Genomic DNA, 25,252 nt, shown 5'->3' with positions numbered 1-25,252 from the left:
ATGGGCCATCTTACAGCATTCATCCTTTAATTGGTAATGCGTTAAAGTTAGGGTTCTCACTACGAAAAGCCTTCTAACTACCTAGAAAACGGCAATTCTTTATATTAAGCGGTATTTTTCAGGTCATCGTCGGGTTTTCTGAAGAGTTTGTCAAACACGTTAATTTTCTCCTTTCTTCTCTTTTCGCTCAGGTGGACATACTTCATTGTCGTTTGAATATTGGCGTGGCCCATATACTCCTTCAGTGTGACCACATCGCCACCTAATTCAATAAATAAAGTCCCGAACGTATGCCTAGCGGTGTGGGTGGTGACTTTAAAATCAATTTCGGCCGCCTGTCCAATTTTGTCTAAAACCCGATTTGTGTACGGTTCTGAATAGGTTTCAAATAAACTCCCCAGGGAAGTCGTGATCAGGACGCGGGCCATCGGGTGAAGCGGGATCCGGATAACCTTATGGTATCTCATTGTTTTCTTTGGCATAATTACCAGCCAGTCACCCTTTATATTTTCGTGGCTTACCGCTTTGGCGTCTGAAATCCGAAGGCCGGTAAAGCAACTAAAGAGAAAATGGCGTAGTACTATTTTCCAGGCTTCAACGATCGAACTATTTCGGAAAATTGCCATTAAAGCCTGAAGTTGTTCTTCCGTTAGAACGTTGGGATTTGTTTCCGGATGGGTAACTTTTACAACTTTGAAGGGATCATCAAAAACGTTACCGGCCGCCAGCGCCCGCCTTACGTACGTCCTGATATTTTTCATATTGTTTTCGACGGTGCTGGGAACATTGCCACATTCCGCCTTCATCCAGGCCCGGTAATTCTCTAATAATTTGGGTGTTAAAGCGTGAAAAGGAAGCTGGATTTCGGTCGAATCATCATCGGCGGCTTCTTTGCTTTTCTTCTTAAGCTTAGAACTTTCATAGTTCAGAAAGTCCCTGAATTTATTTAGACTGCTGATGTGGGCGTTTCGGCTGGTCAGTTCGATTTTCCTTCGCTTATGCCGTTCCATTGCATCCTTCAGCGAAAACGTTAAAAAATCCTTTCTGGATGAATAGCTATGGAAATCACGAAACAGGCCTTCTATTGTTAACGTTTTGCCCGACAAGCGATATTCTTTGAAGATTTCATTCACCTTCCCGATCTCTGAATCAATCATTAATTGATAATCTGAAAAGTCTTTATCATTCTTCGTTCGGGGTAAAATCTTACCGGCCGTTTTGTCGAAAAATGCCGGTGGCCACGATAATTTAATCGAAAGCCGATCCTTTTGGCCGTCTACATTGACATAAATGTAAAGAGGTGACGTGCCATCTTTCTTTAAATAATCATCCTTGATAATCAGCTTCTTAACATACTTCTGTGTCGTTCCCATTAGGATCATATTAGGAAAAAGGGTGGTATTAAATCCCATTCGGAACGCTATTCGGAAACGAAAAACGCCCTATACAAGCTGTATAAGGCGTTTTTGCATTAGTTCGTGAACCCGAAGGGATTCGAACCCCTATCGTCGGTACCGGAAACCGAAATTCTATCCATTGAACTACGGGTCCATTCGCGGGCTACTGCCCGTTTCGGGTTGCAAATATAGTGATTGTTACTCCTTTTTCGCAAGCCCGGCTTTTTCTTTTTTATTCATTTGCCCGTTTTTTTGGGTGCGTTGGCACCTTTCTCCCTCACTTACAGCAACTTCATGGTGTCATAATCACCCACCGCGTGGAGGTATAAAAAGTGAATCAGCAGCCCGTTGATGTTGGTGATGAGCTTATGGGCTTCGGGCAAGGTCGTTACGGCGGTGGTGATGCGTTCCAATTCGGAGGCCACGCCCATGTCCTTGTGGTGAAAATCCATAATCTGCTGGCGCGGCAGTTCACGCTCCACGAAGAAATAATGCATGGCTTCGTCGCTGGTGCCGGTGCTGGGAAACCAGAGCCGGTTGTTGAGTTTGGTCAACTCCTCCGGTTTTACGTCCAGCCCGATTTCTTCGCCCACCTCGCGGGCGGCCACCTCCTGCGGGTCATCGGACGCGTCGACCATACCCGCCGGGTGTTCGTAGGTGTGTGAGCCGTCGCAGATCCGCCGTTGACGCACCAGCACTACGTATTTGTCTTTCGTTTCCTGGTCGATCAGGCACACCAGCACCGAAGCCGCGTGGCCTTTCAGAAACAGCGCGGGCGGTATTTTGTCGCCTTCCGGCGTGTTGGCATCCACTTCCAGCATCGCGAAAAGTACCTCGCCATTGTGGCGTCGGCGGATGTAAAATTCGTCTATTTTGTTGATGATGAGGCCATTGGTTTCGGCCTGCTGTTTCCAGAACCGGTATTTGGGCGCATCAGCCAGCGATTCTTTTTTCATATTTATTCGTTTTGGAGGGATTGTTTTCGGTTATTGCGACCCGGCAAAGTGCCCGTACCGCATCCGATATGCAAGTAACAAACCCTTTTTTAAAGTCCGGCAAATTTTAATTCAGACCAGATCTTTTGCTGTTTTCTACCGTCTTGCCAAAACAAAAACGAGTTGTTTTTGTAAAAACCGGTTTAAATCGGGGGTCAAATTTCGGAAACGTGTATATTTGCCATTCGCCATAGCTTGTAGTTTACAGATTCAATGACGTATTGTTTAGGTATCAAAGTAGCCTCCGGCTTAGTCGCCATTGCCGACACCCGACTTACCTCCGGCTCCGAAGTTTCGAGTAATCGTAAGATTTCGGTTCACGAACTGGAAAATCACTCTCTGTTTATCATGACCTCAGGTCTACGCTCCGTCCGCGACAAGGCCATCACCTACTTTCGGGAAGTGATAGGGGAGAAAGACCGGTCCTTCAACAAACTGTATAAGGCGGTGAATGCCTTCGGTGAGCAGGTCCGGCGCGTGGCCATTGAAGATAAAGCCGCGCTGGAAGCTTCCGGCATGCACTTTAACCTGAACGCCATCGTGGGCGGGCAACTGGAAGACGACGAAGAACACAAACTTTTTCTGCTCTATCCGGAAGGAAACTGGGTGGAAGTCGACCACGGTTCTCCGTTCAAGATCATTGGCAATTCGGGCTACGGAAAACCGCTTTTGTACCGGAATCTGACCTACGAATCCTCCCTGCAGGACGCTCTGAAAATGGGCTTTCTGGCCTTCGATGCCACGCGGGTTAGCGCAAACGATGTGGATTATCCACTCGATGTGGTGGTTTACGCGAAAGATAGTTTTCACCTGACCGAGCACCGACTCGAAAAAGAAGATATGGAAGGCGTGTCGAACCAGTGGAGCGCGTTACTGAATAATTCAGTTCGTAAACTCCCAACGGCCTGGATGAATCCCATATTTGATAAAATACTGTAATTCGGAAAGCCACGCGTTAACCACCTCTACGCACCAATGAAACTTCGGGTAAGGCATGAACTCCGGTATGATTACTCCGCAGCGGTATCTCTGGAACCGCATACGCTGTATTTATACCCCAAAATTTACCCGCACCAACGGTTAAATAGCTACGAATTGCACATTGACCCACTACCCAGCAAGCTGGTCAGCAATGTCGATATCGAAGGCAATACGCAGCAGGTAATCTATTTCACCAGCCAGACCAATTCGCTGGTTGTCAGGGCAGAAACGGAAATCGAATCGGACCTGTATAACGCCTACGACTTTTTTCTGTTTCCGTTCGAAACGCAGCGCATTCCGTTCAATTATTCGGACGCCGACCGGAAAATGCTGGAACCATATCTCGAACGAACCGCCGTCACTACGCTGGTCGAGCAATATGCCCGGCAGATCGCGTCGGAAGCGAAATGGCAAACCGTACCGTTTCTATCGCACCTTTGCACGACGATCTGCAACAATTTCGTGTATGAAACCCGCGATGAAGGGCCGGCGACGTCTGCCGAGATGACGCTGATTTCGCGCAAAGGGTCCTGCCGCGACTATGCCGTGCTGTATATTGCGGCCTGTCGGAGCATTGGGCTGGCCGCCCGGTTTGTGAGCGGGTATTTATACGGTAATCCGCAGCAGGACCACGAACTCCACGCCTGGGCCGAGGTGTATTTGCCCGGTGCGGGTTGGCGCGGTTTCGATCCGACGGAGGGCTCGGTGGTCATCAATCACCATGTTTTTCTGGCGGCATCCTTTTTCCACGATCGGCTGGCACCTTTAGCCGGTGCGTTTCGGGGGCAGGCCCGCTCGACCATGACGACCACCGTTTCGATAACCGGAATGGAATAGACTGAGGATCGGAAAAAGGAGTTATCTTTGTTTCAATGGCTGAGTGGTTGGAAATGGGTGGATGGTTAAAAGGATTATACATTCGTTACTATTGAGTAATTATTTAATAATCAGGCCGTTCAGCAAATAAAACCATTTGTGCGTAAACCATTCAGTATATTCATTATTTCTTTCAACGTGGCATTAATAAAGTCAATTTCCGGAATTCGTGGAACCATTGGTGGGCGTAGTGGCGATGGCCTTACTCCCCTGGATGTAGTGAAGTTTGCAGCAGCGTACGGACAGTGGGTACGGCAACGCCATCCCGATAACCGCACGGTCGTGATTGGGCGGGATGGTCGGTTGTCGGGTGAGATGGTTTCAAAACTGGTAGCCGCCACCCTCCAGGGGTTGGGGCTGAATGTGATTGATCTGGGTTTATCGACTACACCGACGGTTGAACTGGCCGTAACGGGTGAGAAAGCCGCCGGGGGCATTATCCTGACGGCCAGCCACAACCCGATTCAGTGGAATGCACTTAAGTTGCTGAACGAGAAAGGTGAATTTATTTCCGAAGAAAACGGCACCGACGTGCTGGCAATGGCCGAATCGGAAGCGTTCGACTTTGTGGACGTCAAGAAATTAGGCTCCTACCGAACCGACGACACCTGGCTTCAGAAGCACATCGACGCCATTCTGGCCCTGCCGCTGGTGGATAAGGAAGCCATTGCGGCCCGAAAATTCAGGCTCATCGTAGACGCCGTCAACTCAACCGGCGGTATTGTCGTGCCGATGTTGCTGGAGGCCCTGGGCGTGGAATCGATTCAGCGGCTGCACTGCGAACCCACGGGTCAATTTGCCCATAATCCGGAACCGCTGCCCGAAAACCTGCGCGATATCATTGTCGAAATTGAGAAAAATGAATACGATCTTGGCATTGTAGTCGATCCGGATGTCGACCGGCTGGCGCTTATCTGCGAAGACGGCTCTCCGTTTGGTGAAGAATATACGCTGGTAGCCGTGGCAGATTATGTGCTGAAAAACCGCTCTGCGGATCAGAAACCGGGCAATACGGTTTCGAACCTGTCGTCGACGGTCGCCCTGCGCGACGTCACGCAGAAATACGGCGGCAAACACTCGGCTTCGGCGGTTGGTGAAGTCAATGTGGTGGAAATGATGAAGGAAGTCGATGCGGCCATTGGTGGCGAGGGCAACGGCGGTATCATCTATCCGGATTTGCATTTGGGCCGTGATGCGCTGGTGGGTATTGCCCTTTTCCTGACGCACCTGGCTAAATTTGGCAAATCCGCATCGATGCTGCGCCGGACCTATCCGAATTATTACATCTCCAAAAACAAAATTGAACTGACGCCCGACATCAACGTCGACGCGGTGCTGGACCGGATCAAGGTCAAATACGCCAAAAATCCCATCAACACCATCGACGGCGTCAAGATAGAATTCGACAAAGAGTGGGTGCATTTGCGCAAATCCAATACAGAACCCATCATCCGGATTTACTCCGAATCCGATACGCTTTCAACGGCGGATTATCTGGCCAACAAAATCATTTCGGATATTAAAGAAGTGATTGCCGCCAAGTTATAAGCGAGACTACCCTCAACCTTTAGAAATTGCCCCCAACCCCCTAAAGGGGGCTTTACAATACTTCCAAAGCCCCCTTTAGGGGGTTGGGGGCAATTTCCAATGGTTGGGGGCAATTTCTAATTTCGTACCTTTGTGGTGTATTACACAACATCACAATGCGCGCCTACTTTGACAATGCCGCCACCACCCGACTCGACCCGGAGGTGCTGGAAGCCATGCTTCCGCTCATGACTGAGGAATTCGGCAATCCTTCTTCGATTCATTCCCACGGGCGGAAGGTCCGGACGGCCATCGAGCGGGCCCGGAAAACCGTCGCCACGCTGCTCAATACATCCCCGGCCGAAATATTTTTTACCTCGGGCGGCACCGAAGCCGATAATACCGCCATCCGCAGTTCCATCGAAACCTATGGGTTGACGCATGCCATCACGTCTCCACTCGAACACCACGCGGTTTTGCACACGCTCGAACATCTGCATAAGCAGGGCGCGGTTAAGCTGAATCTGGTGGAAGTGGATGCGGAGGGTCGCATCAATCTGGCGCATCTGGAAGAATTGCTCCGGGCGCATCCCAACACCCTCGTATCGCTGATGCACGGCAATAACGAGATCGGCAACCTGCTGGATCTGGAAACCGTGGGCCGTCTTTGTCAGGAACACAAAGCGGTTTTTCATTCCGATACGGTGCAGACGATGGGCCACTATCGGCATGATTTACAACAACTTCCGGTTGATTTCATCGTCGGTGCCGCTCATAAATTTCACGGTCCCAAGGGCGTCGGTTTTCTATATGTCAACACACATACCAAATCCGGTCGCGGCCCGATTCATCCGTTTATTCACGGCGGTTCGCAGGAGCGCAACATGCGGGGCGGAACCGAAAATGTCTACGGAATTGTGGGCCTGGCCAAAGCGCTGGAAATTGCGTATGCCGAAATGGAAAGTCACCGGCAGTACATCGAAAGTCTGAAAAGCCGCATGATTGGCCAACTGCGCGAACGGCTGGATGGCGTATCGTTCAACGGGCTGTCGGCCAGTCTTTCCGAAAGTTTGTATACGGTTTTGAACGTCGGTCTGCCGTCGTCCGAAATGAGCGACATGCTGCTGTTCAACCTCGACATTGCGGGCATCTCGGCTTCGGGTGGCAGCGCCTGCACCAGTGGTTCCAACCTCGGTTCTCACGTGCTTTCGGCCCTGCCCCACAACGATGCCGAGCGGGGAGCCATCCGGTTTTCGTTCAGCAAATACAATACCGTCGAAGAAGTCGATTACGCCGTCGATACGCTGGTCGAGTTGTTCAAACGCGAGCAAGCGGTTGTGAAATAAGAAGTTATTAATTATAAATGAAAAATGATGAATGCTAAATGTAAAAGTAGCTGACCCATTAACTTTTACATTTAGCATTCATCATTTTTCATTTATAATTAATGTGAATATTCGTTATTACTCCATTCCCAAAACTTCTTCCTTCCTCAGCGGGTTACTTCTCTTGTAACCCAAACAAACCACCATGCAGTCCCGAACGTGTCTGATTACTGGTGCCAATTCCGGCATCGGGCGAATAACCGCATTAGAATTAGCTAAAAAAGGTTTCAATATCATCATGCTTTGCCGGAATCTGGAAAAGGCCCGGCCCGTTCGTCAGGAGATCAAGAGCGTCAGCAAAACCGGGTATGTCGATCTGCTCTGGTGCGATCTGGCCAGCCAGTCGTCGGTGATTCAGGCCGCTCGGGAAGTCATCGACCGCTTCGACCGGTTGGATGTTTTGATCAACAACGCCGGTTTATACATTGAAAAGGAACAGTACACACCCGAAGGCATTGAGCTAACCTTTGCCACCAACCACCTGGGGCCGTTTCTGCTGACCAATCTGTTGATCGACCTGCTTCGGAAAGGAACCAATTCCCGCGTCATTACCGTCTCCTCCGAAGCGCACCGCTGGGATCGGGGTTTCAAAATCGATGAACTGGCCAAACCGCAGCATTACGAAGGCATGAAAGCCTACGGAGCTTCGAAGCTGTGTAATATTCTGTTTGCCAACGAATTAGCCGAACGTCTGGCCGATGACGGCATCACGTCCAACAGCCTGCACCCCGGCGTGGTGAAAACCAATTTTGCCCAGAATTACAGCAACCTGAAAGGTCTCCTTTTTAATCTGGCACGTCCTTTCTTCATCAGCCCGGAAGAAGGGGCCAGAACCGGTATTTACCTGGCCTCGTCGCCGGAAGTAGACAAAGTGACGGGTTTGTATTTTGCCAAAAACCGCCCCAAGCCGCCCAGTGATGCCGCCCAAAGCCGGTTCAACGCCACGAAGCTCTGGACGCTGAGTGAACAGTTGACCCACCTGAAAAAACACCAGGTAACGGTTTAAGTCAGCGCATTCAACGCCTGTTCCAGATCGGCGATCAGATCGTCGGCGTGTTCAAGACCAACCGAAATCCGCAGTAAGTTCTGGGGAGTCGACGTGTTGGGGCCTTCTACCGATGCCCGGTGTTCGATCAGGCTTTCGATTCCGCCGAGGCTCGTGGCCCGGGTGAAAAGCTGGACGCGACCCGCCACCGTCATGGCCGCGTCGGAACCGCCTTTGATCTGTACCGATAGCATGGCCCCAAACCGCGTCATCTGTTTTTGCGCAATGGCGTGTCCCGGATGACTTTCCAGACCTGGATAATGGACGGCTTCGACGGCGGGATGCTGATGCAGAAACTGCGCCAGTTGCAAAGCCGTCGCCGATTGCGCCTTCACCCGGGTTGGTAGGGTTTTGATGCCGCGCAACAGCATCCAGCAATCAAACGGAGCCGCCACGGCACCGCCCAGCGTCTGATACCGCCGAACCCGCTGGTAGAAATCACCGTCTTCCCTGAAAATCAACGCGCCACTCAGCACGTCGCTGTGGCCGCCGATGTACTTGGTCGTGGAATGCATCACCACATCGCAACCGAGATCGAGCGGGCGTTGCAGAATCGGCGTTGCCCATGTATTGTCGCAGGCACACCACGCCCCGGCCTGGTGCGCCAGATCGGCAATCGCCTGAATATCGGCTATTTTCAACAACGGATTGGACGGCGTTTCGATCCAGATCAGGCTGGTGTTTTCGTGGATGGAACTGCGAATGGCCTCCAGATCCGTAAAATCGACGCGGGTGTAGGTCAGCCCCCAGGGATGAAAAAGTTCTTCGAGCAGGGCTGGGGTTCCGTGATAGGCGTCATCGCCGAGAATGACGTGATCGCCGGGTCGGAGGGCCAGCAGCAGGGTCATCGTGGCGGCTTGTCCCGAACTGAAAGCCAGCCCGGCAAAACCGCCTTCCAGTTGGGCCAGGGCGGTTTCGAGCAGATCACGATTCGGATTGCTGGCCCGGCTGTAAATATGTCCGTGCGGGAACGAGCCATCGGCCTCCCGTTCGAAGGTGGTGCTGAGCGAAATGGGCGGGACGACGGCCCAGGCGTTGGCGTCGGCCATACGGTTTTGGTAGATGGCGAGAGTTTCGGGATGCATACGGTTTTGGTTTACGCGCTAAAATAAGTAATGTTGGTTTATAGTTTAACGTGTAGGTTTGTAGGCCCGGACGCTAATTCCAGATGCGTACCTTCTAAAATCCTGAACTGACACTATAGACCTTAAACTGTCCAACTGATTATGATCAAAGCTGAGGGCATGCTTCGCGAAGGCGCGTTGAAAGATAAAACAATTATTGTTACGGGCGGGGGTACAGGGTTGGGGAAATCAATGTCCCGGTATTTCCTGCAATTGGGGGCAAACATAGTGATTTGCAGCCGAAAATTACCCGTTCTGGAAGCCGCTGCCGCTGAATTGATGGACGAAACGGGCGGGCAGGTGCTGCCGCTGGCCTGTGACGTCCGCAAACCGCTGGAGATTGAGCAAGTGATTGTCCAAACCGTCGAACGTTTCGGTCGGATCGACGCACTATTGAATAACTCCGCCGGAAATTTTATCAGCCCAACCGAACGCTTATCCTACAAAGCATTCGACGTGGTGGTCGATATCGTGTTGCGCGGGACGTACTATTTCACACTGGCGGTGGGGAAATACTGGATTGAAAATAAGATTCCGGGAACGGTTTTGAATATCTCAACGACTTATGCCACAACGGGTTCCGGTTACGTTGTCCCCTCAGCGGTCGCCAAAGGTGGCGCTTTGATTCTGGTTAAATCGCTGGCGGCCGAGTGGGCGAAATACGGGATTCGCCTGAATGCGATTGCGCCCGGCCCTTTTCCCACCAAAGGGGCCTGGGACCGGCTTTTTCCCGAACCATTGGTAAAGATGATGGATCCCATTAGCCGTATTCCGCTCAAACGGGTGGGCGAACACCAGGAACTGGCGAACGTCGCGGCTTATTTACTGTCCGATTACTCCGCGTATGTTACCGGCGAGTGTATTACCATCGACGGCGGTGAAGTGCTGTCGGCGGGGGAGTTCAATCACCTGGAAAGCGTGACCCCGGAGCAGTGGGATGAAATCGGGCAGGCGATTAAGGAAGCCAATAAAACCGGGAAAGAGTAAGAGTTTAACCCCCACCCCCTGAAGGGGGCTTTCAAAAACCGGATGCAAAAAAGCCCCCTTTAGGGGGTGGGGGCGAAACTTATTTCTGAGCCAGATAAAAGAAATCCAGACTTCCGGCGGGTGTGTTGGTCACCACATAATCTGTGTATTGAATCTCGGCGGCCAAACCGTCCTGTTCCAGTAATTTATTGCGATTTAGCCGGTTCAATAGATCATACGGCACCTGAAGCATCCAGCGGGGCAGGCGGTGTTGCAGGTTCAGCACATCGTAGCGCGTAATTTTCTCGACCGATTTCTTGTTCTGCTCGTAGTAAGTCATCACTTTCCCGTTGCCGTGAATGCCGCGGGTATCGACTTTGGGAAAATACCGCAGTATCAAATTTTTTAGCTCGTCGGCGGTGTACTCGCGCACGTGCCACGGGTTGCGGGTGAGCGAAAACAGGCGGTTGACGGTGGTTAGCAGCAGTGTTCCATCCGGTTTCAGAACCCGAAACGCTTCTTTAATGAAGAGGTCATCATTCTGAATGTGTTCGATGACCTGAAAGGTGACGATATAATCGAAGCTATTGTCGGCTAACCCGCTCAATGGGGGGATATTGGCCTGAATAAAGGTAGATTGTGGGTATTCCTGACGGAGCGATTGAATCAGCTCCTCATTTTTGTCGATGCCGGTATAGTGGTCAGCCGCTTTGGTCAGCAATTCGAGTCCGCGTCCCCAACCGCAACCGATTTCCAGCACCTTGCCGCGCACGATTTTGGCGGCTTCGACGTACGGAAACAACAGCCGTTGGTGAACGGGATTGTCGGATGCAATTTCGGCGGAGGTAATTTCGGTGGTTTTATACATAGGATGCCTGAGCGGTGACTCGGGTAGTTGGAAGTAGGATTCGGCTAAAACGAACGCGTGCTTAAAGCCATTGCTTTCGAATAAACCGGGTCCTCATCGTTCTTTTTTTCGGTAAAGTTACTTGATTTGCGGTAGCTTTGAAAAAACGAATTGGAATTGATGGGATTGGGCGTTTTGTTCGTTTTAGGTATGAATAGAATTTAAGCCATATGAGAATAGCCATTATCATACTCTGTGCGGCCTTACTGGGAGCCTGTGCTTCCGGCAAGCGTACCAAAAATCCGGAAAGCAGCACCAGCCAGACCGAACGACCGGCGGATCGGTCGGCACCAAGGTCGGCACCGGTCAGTGCCTTCGCTCCGGTCAAACCGTCGGAAACCAGTTGGCGGGTGGTTTCGACCAAAGGCCGGTTTCTGGGAAAAGATTCGTCATCGATTCGGGTGTACATGAACCTGATGGTTCGGAAGGGGAGTGAACATGCCACGGTCGAGGATTTTACGTCCCGGTTTATGCTGAACTACGTCGTTTATCCGGACTACAACAGCCGCGAACGACTGGCTTACGGTAATGTTCCGCTGACGGCCGAGTCGGTGATCCGGGAAGCTACCCCCGAAGCGGGCGATGTGCTGACGGTTGCGTTTGATGTGAAGAAACCGGCCAACACCGTCAACGGAGTCATGTTGCTCGAAATTACCGAAATCAGTACGGGCCGTAAGGTGTTGAACGATTTACCCATCCGGTTTAAGACCGTCAAGCTGAGCGACCGGTTTGCCTTTTTTGATCCGAAAACCAATCTGCCGCAGCAGCACCATTTTGTCAATGCCGGCGATACGGTGGTGGTACGGGATGTGATGGGGGCGGTTTCGAAACCGCTGCATTTATTCCGGTATCGGCACGATTTCGATCCGGCGCAGTCGCCGATGAATACCACACCGCGTCCGCCGACCAAAGTGATGGGCGTGGATTCGACCATGACAGTGATGACGAACCAGCCGTTTTCGCTACCGGACGAAGGCCTGTATTATTTTGTGGAAGATACCGCCGATGCCTTCGGTCTGGGGCTGGTTGTGGCTGATAATCGCTTCCCGAAAATGACCCGGCCCGAAAAACTGATCAAGCCCATTTTATACGTCAGCACCAATACCGAAATCAACAGCCTGAATACGGCTGCGGATTATAAAAAAGCACTCGACCGGTATTGGCTGACGCTAATGGCCGGTGATCAGAGTCTGGCAAAAGGAGCCATTCGGGCGTATTATGGCCGCGTAGAAGAAGCCAACCGCCTTTTTACCACTTATAAGGAAGGCTGGAAAACCGACAAAGGGATGATCTACATTGTGCTGGGGCCACCCGACCGGGTTCAGCGTAGCCGCGACCGGGAGGTGTGGGTGTATAACCAACGTGCCAATGTCTCGGAAATTAACTTTACCTTTAATCGAAAACCTAATCAATTTGTTGAGGATCACTATGAACTGGTGCGATATGTCGAATATCAACCCGTCTGGTATCCCGTAGTCGAAGCATGGAGAACCGGAGCAATTCGCGAGTAAATACGTTTCATACCAAAAAGCCCAAACAGTACTCGAGCGATGAGATGGTGTTTGGCATTCAGTCCGTTACCGAAATTCTGCGTTCCGGGAAAGACATCGACCGGCTGTATCTGGTCAAGGAAGGCAGTTTTCCCGAGATTCAGCAACTCGCGTTCGAGCGCCGGGTGACCATTCAGCGTGTGCCGGTTGAGAAACTGGAACGCATTACGCGGAAAAATCACCAGGGGGCGATTTGCTTTGTGTCGTCGATTTTTTACGCCAAACTCTCCAACGTGATTGTGGGTGTCTACGAAAAAGGGCAGGTGCCGCTGTTGCTGGTGCTCGATCGGATTACGGACGTCCGCAATTTTGGGGCCATCGCCCGGACGGCGGAGTGTGCGGGTGCGCAGGGGATTGTGATTCCGGCGCGGGGGGCTGCGCTCATCAATTCCGACGCCATGAAAACCTCTTCGGGCGCCTTGAGTCACTTGCCGGTTTGCCGCGAAGTCAATCTCGAAGAGACATTGAAATACATGAAAGAGTCGGGCATTAAAGTCGTGGCCTGTACCGAAAAAACCGATAATTACCTGTACGATATCGACATGTCCGGCCCCACAGCCATTGTCATGGGTTCGGAAGACGACGGTATTTCGGATGAACTGCTGCGTCTGGCCGACCACCACGCCCGCATTCCGCTGGTGGGGCAGGTCGAGTCGCTGAACGTGTCGGTGGCCACGGGCGTGGTTTTGTACGAAGCGGTCCGGCAACGGATTTTTAGTGAAAACGAGCCGCTGGTTGATGAAGGGGTTTGAGTATTAATAGACGAAAGCAATGGCAGTAGTGATAGGACAAGCCCGGCAAACACCGGTTTCCCGTTCAAAACGTAAAATTCCGGACTACCTGATTTGTGAGGTGTTGGATGGCAAACCCCTGTATTACAGGGGCTATGAAGACGTAATGGCCGGAAAAAAAACGTTGGAAGAAATTATGGGTTCAAGTAGCTTGCAGGCTTTGCTTATTTCTTATTTAGCAAAAATTATCTTCTCATTTATTGACGATGAGAAATACTTTGTTCTCATTAGTGAACCGGGGGTTCATCTTGATAACAGGGATAATCTATCTAATGATATTGGCATTTATGATCAGGCTATTCTGACTCCGGCTAAAATTTCGAAGAAATACACCGATGTCCCACCTAAAATTGTCATTGAAGTAGACATCAGTATTGCGATTTCCGAACTCACTGAAACTGGTTATATTTACAAGAAAACCGGCAAATTACTAGGCTTTGGTGTCGAAAAAATCATTTGGGTACTCACTGAGGCCCAAGTGGTTATGGTGGCTACCAAAGAAAGTATTGAGACGTTCAGTTGGGATAAAAATATTGAGTTGATGGACGGGCAGGAATTCAACATCGGGGCTTTTCTGGCGAAGAAGGGGATTGTTGTCGAATAAAAAGTGAAAGCGCTTAAGTGCTTTGTTTTACAATGTTTTCTCATAATTTGCAATTCGCGAATTGCAAACACAGCACTCCCGCGACGGCATAAAAAAACGGAATCCCTGCTTTCGGCGGGGATTCCGTTTTTCGTACGTAAGTATTACGCCTTCTTCTTCGCAGCCGGTTTTTTCGCCGGAGCTTTTTTCGCACCACCATCCAGAGAGTTAATCCAGGCAGCAATTTTCAAGGCTTCGTCTTTCGGAACGTTTTTCAACGCAGCCATCGGGGGGTAACCTGGCCAGTGTTCCGGCTTTGGTTCATAAATCAATTCGACAATCTGCGCATCGGTATATTTCTTCTTTGCAACCTCTTTATAAGGAGGGCCCACCAGACGGGTGTCCGGGTTATGGCAAGCCAGACAGATGTTTTTCTGAAGTAAAGCTTTAATGTCGTCGGGTATTACGGTCTGTGCTTGCGCTTTGCTGACGGAAATAAGGGCGGTCAGGGCAACCGCAATGAGCATTCCAAACGTTTTTTTCATGTAAATTCGATTAAAAGCTTAATGAGTTAAGACTAAAAACTGTGATCGGGCCAACAAAGTTATACGGCAATGCTAATATACGCCAACACTCTACCGGCTTTTTCCATAAATATCTTGCCCGTTTGACAAGGTAGAAAACCGAAAGTTTAACGGCTGCTGCCGAAATGGCAGAAAAAGAAGAAAAAAAATGAGAATCTTGTTTTCTTGAATTCAACTATGGCCACCATCGACCTTTTTTCGGGCCACGCCGATCTGTATGCGCAATACCGGATCGATTACCCGCCCGAACTCTATGATTTTCTGTTGTCCCTAACCGGTGGTCGTCAACAAGCGTGGGATTGCGCCACGGGTAACGGGCAGGTTGCCAGCGTGTTGTCGCTATATTTTGCCCAGGTGGATGCCACCGACATCAGCCCGCAGCAACTGGAAAAAGCCGTTCAGAAACCCAACATTACGTATACCGTCTGTCCGGCCGAACAAACGCCTTTCCCGGACCAGTCTTTCGATTTGATAACCGTCGCCCAGGCTTTGCACTGGTTCGATATCGACGCGTTTCACCGGGAGGTTCGGCGGGTGGCAAAATCGGGTGCGGTTCTGGCGGAGTGGGGGTATGGAAACGCGCAGATCGACCCCGTTATCGACCCGGTTTTTTATCATTTCTATGAGGTCATCATCGGGCCGTATTGGGACAGCAAGCGAAAACACGTTGATCAAGGGTATGCCAGCATCCCGTTTCCGTTCGACAAGGTCGTTCATCAGAACTTTACCATCCGGCGGAACTGGGATTTGGATCGCTTTCTGAACTACCTCCGAACGTGGTCAAGTGTGCAAAAATACATCCGCCAGCACGGCTCTGACCCGGTTCTCTGGATGGCCGATCAACTGAAAACCGTTTGGGGCACCAGCGAACGGGAAGTCCGGTTTCCGGTTTTTCTGCGCGCGGGGAGAGTTTAATTGCCCCCAACCCCCTAAAGGGGGCTTTACATACGACTTTTTTGTAGCCCCCTTTAGGGGGTTGGGGGCAATTAAGCCGTCCAAATCACCCGCAACACCCGCGACCGGACGCCGATGAGCTGGAAAAACTCCAGCCAGTGCAATTGTTGCGCGCCCAGGTGATCGGTGGGCGATTTTACTTCAACGAATTCATACGCTCCCTGTTCGTTCCAGATCAGGAGGTCGGGAAAACCGCGGGTGTTTTCGCGCAGATTCCGTGAGATTTCGAGCATGATCAGGCCCAGTTGTGCCGGTTCCAGCAAGTCCGCCATCTGCAAGTTCAGGCTCAACAGTTCCTCGTTCCAGTCGACCAGCACATTCGTAATTCCGTATTTCTCGAAAAAAACCGTTTCGATGTGTTTCTTCCAGTCGTCGCGGGTTTTGAGGTCGGCCAGGCGTTTTTTGAGCAATTCTTCACGTTTTACGTAAAAATCGGGGAGGTAAAAATCCGAAGGCGTCCGTTGCAGCGGGTGGTGGATGGCCTGCACATTAGCGTCGTAAATAATGTCCCAGAACACCAGCCCGAACAGCCCGCGCCACGGATAATTCTCCGTAAACGACGCTTCCCAACCCGTTTCCAGAAAGTGGTTCATAACCCCGGCTTCGACGTGGTGCCGGTAAATGGCCGGAATGCCGACGCTCTCGGCATCGGACAAAAACCGGGTAGTGGCTTTTCTGCTGCGTTTTTTCTCCCCGGCACTCAGGATTTTTTCCAGGAAGTCGTTGGCAAAATACCGTTCATCGGCGTTCTGCGGATTCAGCGCGATTTCGTCGCAGAGGGCCAGTGCTTCATCCGTCAGCCCCGACCGGAACAGCAGCCGCGCGCGCCGTTCGCGGGCCGGAACGCGGTCGGTCAACGTATACACCTGCATGGCCTGCTCCGGCATTTTCTGCCGTTCCAGATAACCGCCGACGTGGGCCACCAGTTTGGCATAGCCCGGTTTGGCAATCTCACTGAGTTCAGGCCGGGTTTCGTCCCAGTTCATAAACCAGTTGAACACGTCTTCCGGTGGCGTTACGGAATCGCGCAGCTCGTGAAATTCTTCGTTCGTGAGTGAAATCAGCAGTTTGTCTTCCACCTCTTTGCGGTTCACAAACCGGGCCGTCAGCTTCGATTCGTCGTAGCGTTCGAAGGTCACCATGCCCAGGTCGCGAATCACAAACTCGGTCATGTCGCCGGAACGGTTTCCGAAAAACAGGTATTTCAACATCATTACCTCCGCATCGAAATGCGGTTTTACCACCGTTTCAAGCCGGGTCAGGCTTTCGACAATCCGGGCAAAATCCAGCTCGTGCAGGGCATACCGGACAATATTTTCCTTTTTGGCTTTACCCAGTGGTTTGATTTCCTCCGGTTCCAGCGGCAACAATTCCAGCAACTCCGGTTTGGTAAAGGTGTTCAGCACCTCATCGCCCAGCACTTCATGGTGCGGGTTTAGCCGTTCGATAAAACCGTTGATGAGAAGTTCGCCCACGGCCGCCGGGAGGTCGTCAATTTCCTTGTATTGCAGCTTCTGCACCCGAAAAAACGTTCCCCGCCGGTTGCTGAACCGCACATAGAGGCACTGCGCATCTTCCGTCAGTTCGTCGAACCGGCGAATGAATTCCTGCTCCGCATCATTCAGCAAATGGCCGTACATGCGACGGACAAAACCGGTCAGGTAGCGAAAATAGTCAAGGTAGTATTTTGGTGGAAGTTCGATCTGTTGCGGTCTGGTTGCCATTTTTTCAATCCATTTGCCCATCTTTACCGTTATTACTACTAACACTATTTTTCGCTAATATGTCCCCGAAAAGGGTATTGCAGGAACTTGCCGATCAGCATTTGCTTGATGAGCAACAACGCGTTGTGATCCAGTCGGTTGAAGAACAGAAACTGTTTTCAGTGCATTGGGAATTACGGTCGTTGCTCTATGCCGGTATTCTGCTTTTTACGACGGGAACGGGCTGGCTGATTTACAGATACATCGACCAGATCGGCCACAACCTGCTGATCCTGGCGCTGGCGGTGGTGTGCGCGGCCTGTTTTGCGTTTGCCACTCGTTTCAAGGGGCCACTCAGTACGGCTCACTCACCCAGTCGTTCGCCGTTTGGCGATTACGCCCTGTTGCTGGGTTGCCTGCTTTTTTTGACCCTGGAAGGATACCTGCAATACCAATATAACCTGTTTGGTACCCGCTACGGTTTGGTAACTTTTCTTCCTGCCATCCTTTTTCTGACGCTGGCGTATCTGTTCGACCACCGGGGTGTGCTGGCGATGGGACTTACGGCTTTGATTTCGTGGATTGGGGTGACGGTTCGTCCGCTGGAGTTTTACTTCAGGGGCAACCTGAAAGACATGACGGTTTTGCTCTCAGCCATCGCGCTGAGTCTGGTGCTCATGGCGGGGGCACTGGTGCTGGATCGGCAACGGATCAAACGGCATTTCACCATAACCACGCTAACGTTCGCGGGAAATCTGCTGCTGGTGGCACTGGTGGCCGGGCTGTTCAATTTTAAAGAACAGGATCTGCTGTTTGCCGTCGCGCTGGCCGTTGCCTGTGTCGCGTTCGACTGGTATGCCCGAAAAGAGCACTCGTTTCTGTTCCTGTTGATGAGTACGTTTTATGGGTATATTGGCGTAACCTACCTGGTGTTTCATTACTTGCACCTGCGCGACGAAGCGACGTACCTCTACTGGATCGTCACCGGCATTGGTATTACGGCCTATTTATCAAGAAGCCGGAAAGTTTGACGGTGACCATTTTTGCCTGTATTCCACACCCTTTTCCAAGATGAAAGCCTATAACGAAACCTGGGTTCGCAACAAACACATCACCGAACAGGCCGCCCGCTGGCAACGCCAGGGTCTGTTCGATGAAGCAAAAATGCAGCAGATCCGGGAAAACTATCCGGTCGGTTTTCACGAATCCAACGGTTTTATCGAAATCGGCCTGTTCGTATTTTCCATTGTGGCCGTCAGTGGCGGGTATTTCCTGCTGGCAACGCTCCTGTCAAAACTCTTTGAAGTCGATCTGTTTTACCATTTCTTCAACATCGGTTTCGGCTCTGCCATTGGCTTTCTGGCGGGTCACCTGATCAACAGCCGGAAACACTACCGGGCCGGCATCGATAATGCCCTGATTATTGCCGCTGTAGCCCTCGTGATCGTGGGCGTTATCGGTCTGTTTCCCAACAATATGCCGCTCTGGCAATACTGTTTCATCGGCTTGCCCATGATTCTGCTCGGCGTCTGGTACTACAGCGATCTGCTCCTGACCCTGGTGGCTTTCGGAACACTCACGGTGGCTCTTTTTGATTTTATGCTGGAGTTTTCGTTTGGGAAACAGCTTCTGCCGTTTGTGCTGATGGGCGTGTCGGCGGGGCTGTATGTGCTAGCCCGATTGTATGAAGACCGGGACGAACTGGTGTACTGGCGGGATAATTTTATTCTGCTGGAGTGGCTGTCCCTAAGTCTGTTACTGATCAGTTGCAACTACTACGCCGTTCGCGAACTGAACTACTGGATGATGGACCGGCGACCCGCCGAAGCCCCCGAAATTACCTGGGCAGGCCTTTTCTGGACCCTGACCATCGCGGTTCCGGTTTTGCTGTTTTACCTGGGTTTCCGGCAAAAAGAACGCCCGTTACTGATCATGAGTGCCATCGGCTGGGGACTGGCCCTGGCCACCTGGCGGTATTTTCACCCGCTGTTTTCGCTGGAAGTTTATCTGGCGGTCAACGGATTGTCGCTCATTCTGGTGGCAGTTTTCCTGATTCGGTATCTGCGCGTACCCCGCGCCGGTTTTACCGATCGGCCCGATGAGGATTCACCCAACCAATTCCTGATCAATGCCGAACTGCTGGCGAGTGTTCAGGCCACTTCGGGGCATCTGGGTTCCAAAGACGGAATGCGGTTTGGGGAAGGCGACTTTGGCGGTGGCGGCAGCGGAGACCGGTATTGATCGATCAATAGTCGTACCACTCACCCCACCATCTCTGCAACTGCTTCCGGATTTCATTCTCCCGCGCATTCTGACCCGGCTGATACAGTTTCGTCCCCTTCAACTCGTCGGGCATAAAGTTCTGTTGCACAAAATTCCCCTCGTAATCGTGCGCGTACTGGTAGTTTTTGCCGTAGCCAATCTGCTTCATCAGTTTCGTCGGCGCATTTCGCAGGTGCAGCGGCACGGGTTGGTCGGATGTCCGTTCGGCCAGCGCCATGGCTTCATTGATCGCTACGTAACTGGCGTTGCTTTTGGGCGACGTCGCCAAATACACCGCCACCTGCGAGAGTACAATCCGGCATTCGGGAAAGCCGATGATTTTCACGGCCTGCATGGCGTTGGTGGCCATGATAATCGCCGTTGGGTTGGCGTTGCCGATGTCTTCCGAGGCCAGAATCAACATCCGGCGGGCAATGAATTCGGGATCTTCACCCGCCACCAGCATCCGGGCCATCCAGTACAACGCGCCGTTGGGGTCGCTGCCGCGCAGGGATTTGATGAAGGCCGAAATGATGTCGTAGTGTTGTTCGCCCGACTTGTCATACCGCGCAATCTGGTGTTGGGCAACGGTCGTCACCAGTTCGTCATCGATCGTCATCTCCTGATTATCCGGACGGGACGTTACGACCATCTCCAGCAGGTTCAGGAGCTTCCGACCGTCACCCCCCGAAATCCGCATGAGCGCATCGTAGGACTCAACGGTGATGTTTTTTTCTTTGAGGTAACTGTCTTTCAAAATGGCGTTGTCGACCAGTTGTTTCAGCTCGTCGACACCGAGCGATTCCAGAATATACACCTGACAACGCGACAGCAAAGCCGAGTTGACCTCGAACGACGGGTTTTCTGTCGTCGCGCCGATCAGCGTAATGGTCCCTTTTTCGACCGCACCGAGCAGCGCGTCCTGCTGGTTTTTGTTAAACCGGTGAATTTCGTCAATGAAAACGATGGGAGGGAACAAACCCGAAGGGCGGCTGAGCACGTCGCGGACTTCTTTGACACCCGCGCTGATGGCGCTTAAACTGAAAAAAGGGCGTTTGGTGGCTTCCGCGATCAACTGGGCGAGTGTCGTTTTTCCGACGCCCGGCGGTCCCCACAAAATCATCGATGGAATGCGGTTGGCTTCGACGGCCCGGCGTAAGGCGCTTCCCCGGCCAATCAGTTTTTGCTGGCCAATAACGTCATCCAGGGTGCGGGGGCGCATCCGTTCGGGAAGGGGTGTGGTAATCGGGTTCATGCAGAATTTGCCGTTTGAAGTAGACCGGTTTGGGTTACAAAGGTAAGTAACCGTATTGGGTAAACTTCAAACGGCAAGCAATAGTTAGAACCGCAGGGCCAGGGTGCTGTCCGTTACAGAACCACTTTTTCGGGCGAAATGTATTTTTTTAGATTGGTCAACGCGCCGAAAATCAGGTTGTAAACCGACTGGATGTTGATCTGCATCAGCGACGAAATTTCTTCGTTGCTCAAATTCTGGTAATAGCGCAGATAAACGGCTTCGCGTTGACGGCGGGGGAGTTTTTCGATGGCTTTGGCCACACAGGCGTTGACGTGGTCGTCTTCTTCGTACGAAATCAGTGTCGATTCGTAGGACGGCGCACAGCCGGGGAGCCATTCGCGGTCGTTTTCCACATCGTCCTGGCTACTGAATTTCATCTCGGCATTCAGATGGCGAACCAGTTTTCGCTTGATCGAAGCCATCAGATAAAACCGGACTGAGGTGGTCTGACCGATGGTTTGCCGGTGTTTCCACAGTTCGACAAACAGGTCGTGAATACAGTCTTTGATCAAGGCCCGGTCGGCCGTGAAGTGGGCGCAGTAGTGATACAGCACCTGCACATATTCCTTATAAAGCCGGGCAAAAGCCACTTCATCGCCACTCCGGAACTGATCCCAGAGTTGCTCTTCGTCTATACCGGATGGGGTGCGGTAGCGAGGCATAGTAGAGGTTTAGGATGGGTCAACAGAAAGTACTCTTTCTACAGAATGTAAACTTATTAACAAAACTTGTTAATAAAAACAGTTCGGGCTTTTTTTTACAAAAACTTGTATAAATAGGATTTTTTTTATTTTAGTATGCGTGCATACGGTTTTACGACCGTTTAATCATAATGGGGGTGAATCGGAAGTTTTGTCCGTCAAATAAGCCGCGATCACTGAGTTTGAGGGAGGGAATGACGAGCAGTGCCATGAACGACAAGGTCATGAACGGCGAAGTCAGCGTGCTTCCCAGTTCATCTTTCACAAAGCGATCGATGGCCGTGTACGTAGCCGCTACGGCATAACCGTCGGTATCGGTCATCAAACCGGCAATGGGGAGGGGGAGTAGGTGGTGATGGGTTGCATCCGCAACGGCACTCAAACCGCCCTGTGCTTCAATGACCCGGTTGACGGCCTGACAAATGCTGTCGTCGTCGCAGCCCACAGCAATGATGTTGTGGGAATCGTGCCCGACGGTAGAAGCAATCGCCCCTTTTTTAAGGCCGAAATTTTTGATGAAAGCCACGGCCGGGGCCGCTTCCTGGTAGCGGTTCACGACGGTTATTTTCAGAATATCCCGCGCCACATCGGCCACCACCCGGTTTTCCAGAATCGTTGGAGTGAGAAGAAGGTTGTTGGTAATTAACTGCCCGTCAAGGGCTTCGATGACCTGTAACTGACCCGGTTGCAGATCCAACGATACTTCAAAATCAAGCGGTTTTTTCGGCAGGCAGTTAAACCGGTTGACGTGTTCACTCCGCAAATCCGGCAATTGTGAAATTCCGTTTTCGGCCACCACAACGCCATTACTATACGTCTTGAGAATCCGGAACGCCAGTAAGTCGCTGACCACGATGAAATCGGCCGGATCACCTTCCCGCAGCAGGCCCACCGGCAGGCGGTAATGCAACACCGGATTGAGACAGGCGGCCCGCAGGACGTTGAATAAATCGTGTCCTTTTGCCAACGCCCGTTTAACCAGTTTGTTGATGTGACCTTCCACCAGGCTGTCGGGATGCTTGTCGTCGGAGCAGAACATGATTTTGTCCGGGAAATCGGGGAGCAGCGGAATCAGAGCCTCGAAATTTTTGGCCGCGCTTCCCTCGCGAATCAGAATAGCCATACCCCGCTGCACTTTGTCCAGCCCTTCTTCATACGTAAAACACTCGTGATCGGTGGTCATGCCGGCGTCGATGTAGCGTTGGGCGTCGTCGCCCCGCAAACCGGGGGCGTGGCCGTCGATGGGTTTGTTGAAGGCATTCGCCAGCGCGATCTTCGCCATCACGTCGGGGTCCTGGTGCAGAACGCCGGGGAAATTCATCATCTCGGCCAGGTAGCCAATCTCTTTCATGCCCAGCAGCCGCCGGACATCCCGAACGCCAATGGTGGCCCCCGCGGTTTCGAACGGTGTGGCCGGTACGCAGGAGGGCGCGCCGAAACAGAATTTGAACGGCACGCGTTTGCCGTCGGCAATCATGTATTCCACGCCGTCGACACCCAGGACGTTCCCGATTTCGTGGGGGTCCGACACCGTGGCGATGGTGCCGTGAACCACCGCCAGCCGGGCAAACTGGGCGGGCGTGAGCAGTGAGCTTTCAATGTGAACGTGGGCATCGACAAAACCGGGCAGGAGATACGGTTCTTCGGGCCGTTCGGGGCCCAGTTCGTCGATTTGGTGAATCCGGCCCTGCTCAATGGTCAACTGGCTGAAACGGATGGTGCGGTCAAAAAGATTAAGGAGATTGCCGGAAACTTGCATGAATAGGGAAGAATCTTGATTTTTTTATTTCAATATTAGTGATAATTCACAGACTTTTGTCTCTTGAAATAAACCGGGATTCTGATGGATCAGCCCCGGATGTTATTCCTACTCTTATAACTATGCAGCATAAACTTCTGAAAGTACACCCCGCCGATAACGTAATTGTGGCCCTGCAAAATTTCCAGTCGGGCGAACAGGTTGATTTTGAGGGACAAACGTATACCCTGCCGGTTGGCGTTGGGGTGAAACACAAATTTGTAACCGAAGATCTACAAACCGGTGACTCGGTGATTATGTACGGCGTGTTGGTCGGAAAAGCCACACAACCTATCAAACGGGGCGAACCCATCACGACCTTTAACCTCAAACACGACGCCGATCAGTACGGTATCGACAAAAAACAGCCCTACACCTGGCAACAACCCGACGTGTCGGCCTGGCACAACCGAACTTTCATGGGCTATCACCGCGCCGACGGCATGGTGGGAACCGCCAACTACTGGCTCGTGGTGCCGCTCGTTTTTTGCGAAAACCGCAACATCCTCATTCTGAAAGATGCTTTTGAGCGGGAGTTGGGCTATGCCCAATCGGAGATTTACCGGGAACAGGTACACGAATTGTTGCAGCTTTATAAAGTGGGCGACATGGACCGGGTTCATAAAATGGAAGCTTTTCTCGATCCGTCGCAGGTCCGTACGCTGGATGAACCCGTCGTCAAGCGGCCTTTTAAAAACATCGACGGCATCAAGTTTCTGACGCACGAAATGGGCTGTGGCGGCACGCGCCAGGATTCCGAAGCCCTGTGTGGCCTGTTTGCCGGTTTTATCAACAACCCCAACGTGGCCGGTGTCACGGTGTTGAGTCTGGGTTGCCAGCATACGCAAACCTCGATGCTGGTCGACGAGGTGCGGAAACGCAATCCGAAGTTCAACAAGCCCATGCTGATTTTTGAACAGCAGGACGGCACCGAATACGCCATGCTGACCAACGCCATCCGCGAAACGTTTGTGGGGCTGGTTGAAGCCAACAAACTGGAACGCCAGCCAGCTCCCCTCAGCAGCCTGACCGTTGGTCTGAAATGTGGCGGTTCCGACGGTTTTTCGGGACTCTCGGCCAATCCGGCCATCGGGCATCTGTCGGATATTCTGGTCACTTTGGGAGCCAAAACCGTGCTGGCGGAATTTCCAGAACTGAACGGGGTGGAACAGGAACTGATCAATCGTTCGACTTCGGAAGAGAAAGCCCTGAAATTCATTCATTTGATGCAGGATTATTCGGCGAAAGCGGAGGCCGTTGGTTCCGGTTTCGACATGAACCCCTCGCCGGGTAACATCCGCGATGGTTTGATTACCGACGCGATCAAGTCGGCGGGAGCCGCCAAAAAGGGCGGGACATCACCCGTTGCCGATGTCCTGAATTACACCGAACCGGCCACTGTACCCGGCTTGAACCTGCTCTGTACACCCGGCAACGACGTGGAAGCCACCACGGGCATGGCTGGTTCCGGCACCAACATCATTCTGTTTACGACCGGTTTGGGAACGCCGACGGGCAACCCGATCTGCCCCGTGGTGAAAATTTCGACCAATACCGCCCTGCTCCGGCGCATGCCCGACGTCATCGATTTCGACAGTGGTCCGATCATCGAAGGCGAAGAAACCATCGAGCAAAATGCCGAAGAATTGCTCGAATACGTAATCCGGCTCGCCAGTGGCGAAGTCAAAACCAAAGCCCAGCAACTGGGTCAGGACGATTTTATCCCCTGGAAGCGGGGCGTTTCTCTTTAATTTTGAATGAGTGAATGATAGAATGAGTGAATAGCTCCGCCATTTTCCGCTCCCTGCGAAGCTATTCACTCATTC

The 25,252-nt window shown here is 51.9% G+C and carries 22 protein-coding genes and 1 tRNA gene; 13 read left to right on the top strand and 10 right to left on the bottom strand.

All coding sequences use genetic code 11. From position 1 onward, the window contains the following. Window positions 1-104 precede the first annotated feature (104 nt). The 3 genes from DUE52_RS11115 to DUE52_RS11105 all read right to left on the bottom strand — a co-directional run bounded on the left by DUE52_RS11115 (window position 105) and on the right by DUE52_RS11105 (window position 2,353). A complete protein-coding gene (locus DUE52_RS11115; RefSeq protein WP_165840913.1) occupies window positions 105-1,373 on the bottom strand; it encodes a site-specific integrase in 1,269 nt (422 codons plus the stop codon). A 106-nt stretch (window positions 1,374-1,479) separates the two neighbouring features. Next, window positions 1,480-1,551: transfer RNA gene (locus DUE52_RS11110), tRNA-Arg, on the bottom strand. A gap of 127 nt (window positions 1,552-1,678) precedes the next feature. Further along, complete coding sequence (locus DUE52_RS11105) at window positions 1,679-2,353, bottom strand: NUDIX hydrolase (protein ID WP_114406082.1); 675 nt, start codon at window positions 2,351-2,353, stop codon at window positions 1,679-1,681. Between the two features lie 252 nt (window positions 2,354-2,605). Between DUE52_RS11105 and DUE52_RS11100 the strand changes: the two genes are divergently transcribed. The 5 genes from DUE52_RS11100 to DUE52_RS11080 all read left to right on the top strand — a co-directional run bounded on the left by DUE52_RS11100 (window position 2,606) and on the right by DUE52_RS11080 (window position 8,167). Beyond that, window positions 2,606-3,331 carry a proteasome-type protease gene (locus DUE52_RS11100; protein ID WP_114406081.1) on the top strand — a complete coding sequence of 242 codons (726 nt, stop codon included), beginning with the start codon at window positions 2,606-2,608 and terminating at the stop codon, window positions 3,329-3,331. Window positions 3,332-3,367: 36 nt separating this feature from the next. Further along, a complete protein-coding gene (locus DUE52_RS11095) occupies window positions 3,368-4,210 on the top strand; it encodes a transglutaminase family protein (RefSeq protein WP_114406080.1) in 843 nt (280 codons plus the stop codon). Between the two features lie 177 nt (window positions 4,211-4,387). Continuing rightward, on the top strand, window positions 4,388-5,797 hold the full coding sequence (gene glmM / locus DUE52_RS11090; RefSeq protein WP_114406079.1) for a phosphoglucosamine mutase: 1,410 nt from the start codon (window positions 4,388-4,390) through the stop codon (window positions 5,795-5,797). 155 nt (window positions 5,798-5,952) lie between these two features. After that, window positions 5,953-7,122, top strand: a complete 1,170-nt coding sequence (locus DUE52_RS11085; protein WP_114406078.1) for a cysteine desulfurase family protein — start codon at window positions 5,953-5,955, stop codon at window positions 7,120-7,122. A 184-nt stretch (window positions 7,123-7,306) separates the two neighbouring features. After that, entirely contained in the window at window positions 7,307-8,167 is an 861-nt protein-coding gene (locus tag DUE52_RS11080; protein WP_114406077.1) for an SDR family oxidoreductase, read from the top strand. On the opposite strand, the gene DUE52_RS11075 is transcribed toward DUE52_RS11080, so the two are convergent. Beyond that, window positions 8,164-9,291 carry a trans-sulfuration enzyme family protein gene (locus DUE52_RS11075; protein ID WP_114406076.1) on the bottom strand — a complete coding sequence of 376 codons (1,128 nt, stop codon included), beginning with the start codon at window positions 9,289-9,291 and terminating at the stop codon, window positions 8,164-8,166. The two genes, DUE52_RS11080 and DUE52_RS11075, sit on opposite strands and share 4 nt — an antisense overlap. Window positions 9,292-9,432: 141 nt before the next feature. Between DUE52_RS11075 and DUE52_RS11070 the strand changes: the two genes are divergently transcribed. Then, window positions 9,433-10,317 (top strand): SDR family oxidoreductase, encoded by an 885-nt coding sequence (locus tag DUE52_RS11070; RefSeq protein WP_229312138.1) that lies wholly within the window; start codon window positions 9,433-9,435, stop codon window positions 10,315-10,317. Between the two features lie 79 nt (window positions 10,318-10,396). Here the strand turns inward: DUE52_RS11070 and DUE52_RS11065 are convergent, their stop codons facing one another. After that, window positions 10,397-11,164, bottom strand: a complete 768-nt coding sequence (locus DUE52_RS11065; RefSeq protein ID WP_114406075.1) for a class I SAM-dependent methyltransferase — start codon at window positions 11,162-11,164, stop codon at window positions 10,397-10,399. Between the two features lie 209 nt (window positions 11,165-11,373). On the opposite strand from DUE52_RS11065, the gene DUE52_RS11060 reads away from it, so the two are divergent. Genes DUE52_RS11060 through DUE52_RS11050 form a run of 3 tightly spaced genes read left to right on the top strand, consistent with a single transcriptional unit; the run spans window position 11,374 to window position 14,148 of the window. Then, the gene (locus tag DUE52_RS11060) at window positions 11,374-12,714 is read left to right on the top strand and encodes a GWxTD domain-containing protein (RefSeq protein WP_114406074.1); all 1,341 of its coding nucleotides are present in this window, start codon (window positions 11,374-11,376) and stop codon (window positions 12,712-12,714) included. After that, entirely contained in the window at window positions 12,687-13,505 is an 819-nt protein-coding gene (rlmB, locus tag DUE52_RS11055; RefSeq protein ID WP_114406073.1) for a 23S rRNA (guanosine(2251)-2'-O)-methyltransferase RlmB, read from the top strand. Before DUE52_RS11060 ends, rlmB begins: the two co-directional genes overlap by 28 nt. Window positions 13,506-13,524: 19 nt before the next feature. Beyond that, window positions 13,525-14,148 (top strand): PDDEXK family nuclease, encoded by a 624-nt coding sequence (locus DUE52_RS11050; protein ID WP_114406072.1) that lies wholly within the window; start codon window positions 13,525-13,527, stop codon window positions 14,146-14,148. Between the two features lie 143 nt (window positions 14,149-14,291). On the opposite strand, the gene DUE52_RS11045 is transcribed toward DUE52_RS11050, so the two are convergent. After that, entirely contained in the window at window positions 14,292-14,672 is a 381-nt protein-coding gene (locus DUE52_RS11045) for a c-type cytochrome (protein WP_114406071.1), read from the bottom strand. 216 nt (window positions 14,673-14,888) lie between these two features. On the opposite strand from DUE52_RS11045, the gene DUE52_RS11040 reads away from it, so the two are divergent. Then, window positions 14,889-15,626 carry a class I SAM-dependent methyltransferase gene (locus DUE52_RS11040; RefSeq protein ID WP_114406070.1) on the top strand — a complete coding sequence of 246 codons (738 nt, stop codon included), beginning with the start codon at window positions 14,889-14,891 and terminating at the stop codon, window positions 15,624-15,626. A gap of 71 nt (window positions 15,627-15,697) precedes the next feature. Here the strand turns inward: DUE52_RS11040 and DUE52_RS11035 are convergent, their stop codons facing one another. Next, window positions 15,698-17,389: a VRR-NUC domain-containing protein gene (locus DUE52_RS11035; protein ID WP_114406260.1), complete on the bottom strand. Its 1,692-nt coding sequence runs from the start codon at window positions 17,387-17,389 to the stop codon at window positions 15,698-15,700. Window positions 17,390-17,448: 59 nt separating this feature from the next. Here DUE52_RS11035 and DUE52_RS11030 point away from each other — a divergent pair, with 59 nt between their 5' ends. Then, window positions 17,449-18,399: a DUF2157 domain-containing protein gene (locus DUE52_RS11030; protein WP_114406069.1), complete on the top strand. Its 951-nt coding sequence runs from the start codon at window positions 17,449-17,451 to the stop codon at window positions 18,397-18,399. A 40-nt stretch (window positions 18,400-18,439) separates the two neighbouring features. Next, complete coding sequence (locus tag DUE52_RS11025) at window positions 18,440-19,609, top strand: hypothetical protein (RefSeq protein WP_114406068.1); 1,170 nt, start codon at window positions 18,440-18,442, stop codon at window positions 19,607-19,609. A 4-nt stretch (window positions 19,610-19,613) separates the two neighbouring features. Here DUE52_RS11025 and DUE52_RS11020 read toward each other — a convergent pair whose 3' ends face one another. From DUE52_RS11020 to ade, 3 genes are all read right to left on the bottom strand, one after another. Beyond that, window positions 19,614-20,885 carry a replication-associated recombination protein A gene (locus DUE52_RS11020; protein ID WP_114406067.1) on the bottom strand — a complete coding sequence of 424 codons (1,272 nt, stop codon included), beginning with the start codon at window positions 20,883-20,885 and terminating at the stop codon, window positions 19,614-19,616. Window positions 20,886-20,998: 113 nt separating this feature from the next. Further along, window positions 20,999-21,589 carry an RNA polymerase sigma factor gene (locus DUE52_RS11015; protein WP_114406066.1) on the bottom strand — a complete coding sequence of 197 codons (591 nt, stop codon included), beginning with the start codon at window positions 21,587-21,589 and terminating at the stop codon, window positions 20,999-21,001. A 151-nt stretch (window positions 21,590-21,740) separates the two neighbouring features. Then, complete coding sequence (ade, locus tag DUE52_RS11010) at window positions 21,741-23,387, bottom strand: adenine deaminase (protein WP_114406065.1); 1,647 nt, start codon at window positions 23,385-23,387, stop codon at window positions 21,741-21,743. Between the two features lie 122 nt (window positions 23,388-23,509). On the opposite strand from ade, the gene DUE52_RS11005 reads away from it, so the two are divergent. Next, complete coding sequence (locus DUE52_RS11005) at window positions 23,510-25,177, top strand: UxaA family hydrolase (RefSeq protein WP_114406064.1); 1,668 nt, start codon at window positions 23,510-23,512, stop codon at window positions 25,175-25,177. Window positions 25,178-25,252 lie beyond the last annotated feature (75 nt).

This window comes from Larkinella punicea, assembly GCF_003334855.1.
Taxonomy (GTDB): domain Bacteria; phylum Bacteroidota; class Bacteroidia; order Cytophagales; family Spirosomataceae; genus Larkinella; species Larkinella punicea.
Note: the sequence above shows the minus strand (reverse complement) of the source record. Positions and strands in the feature narration are given on the sequence as shown.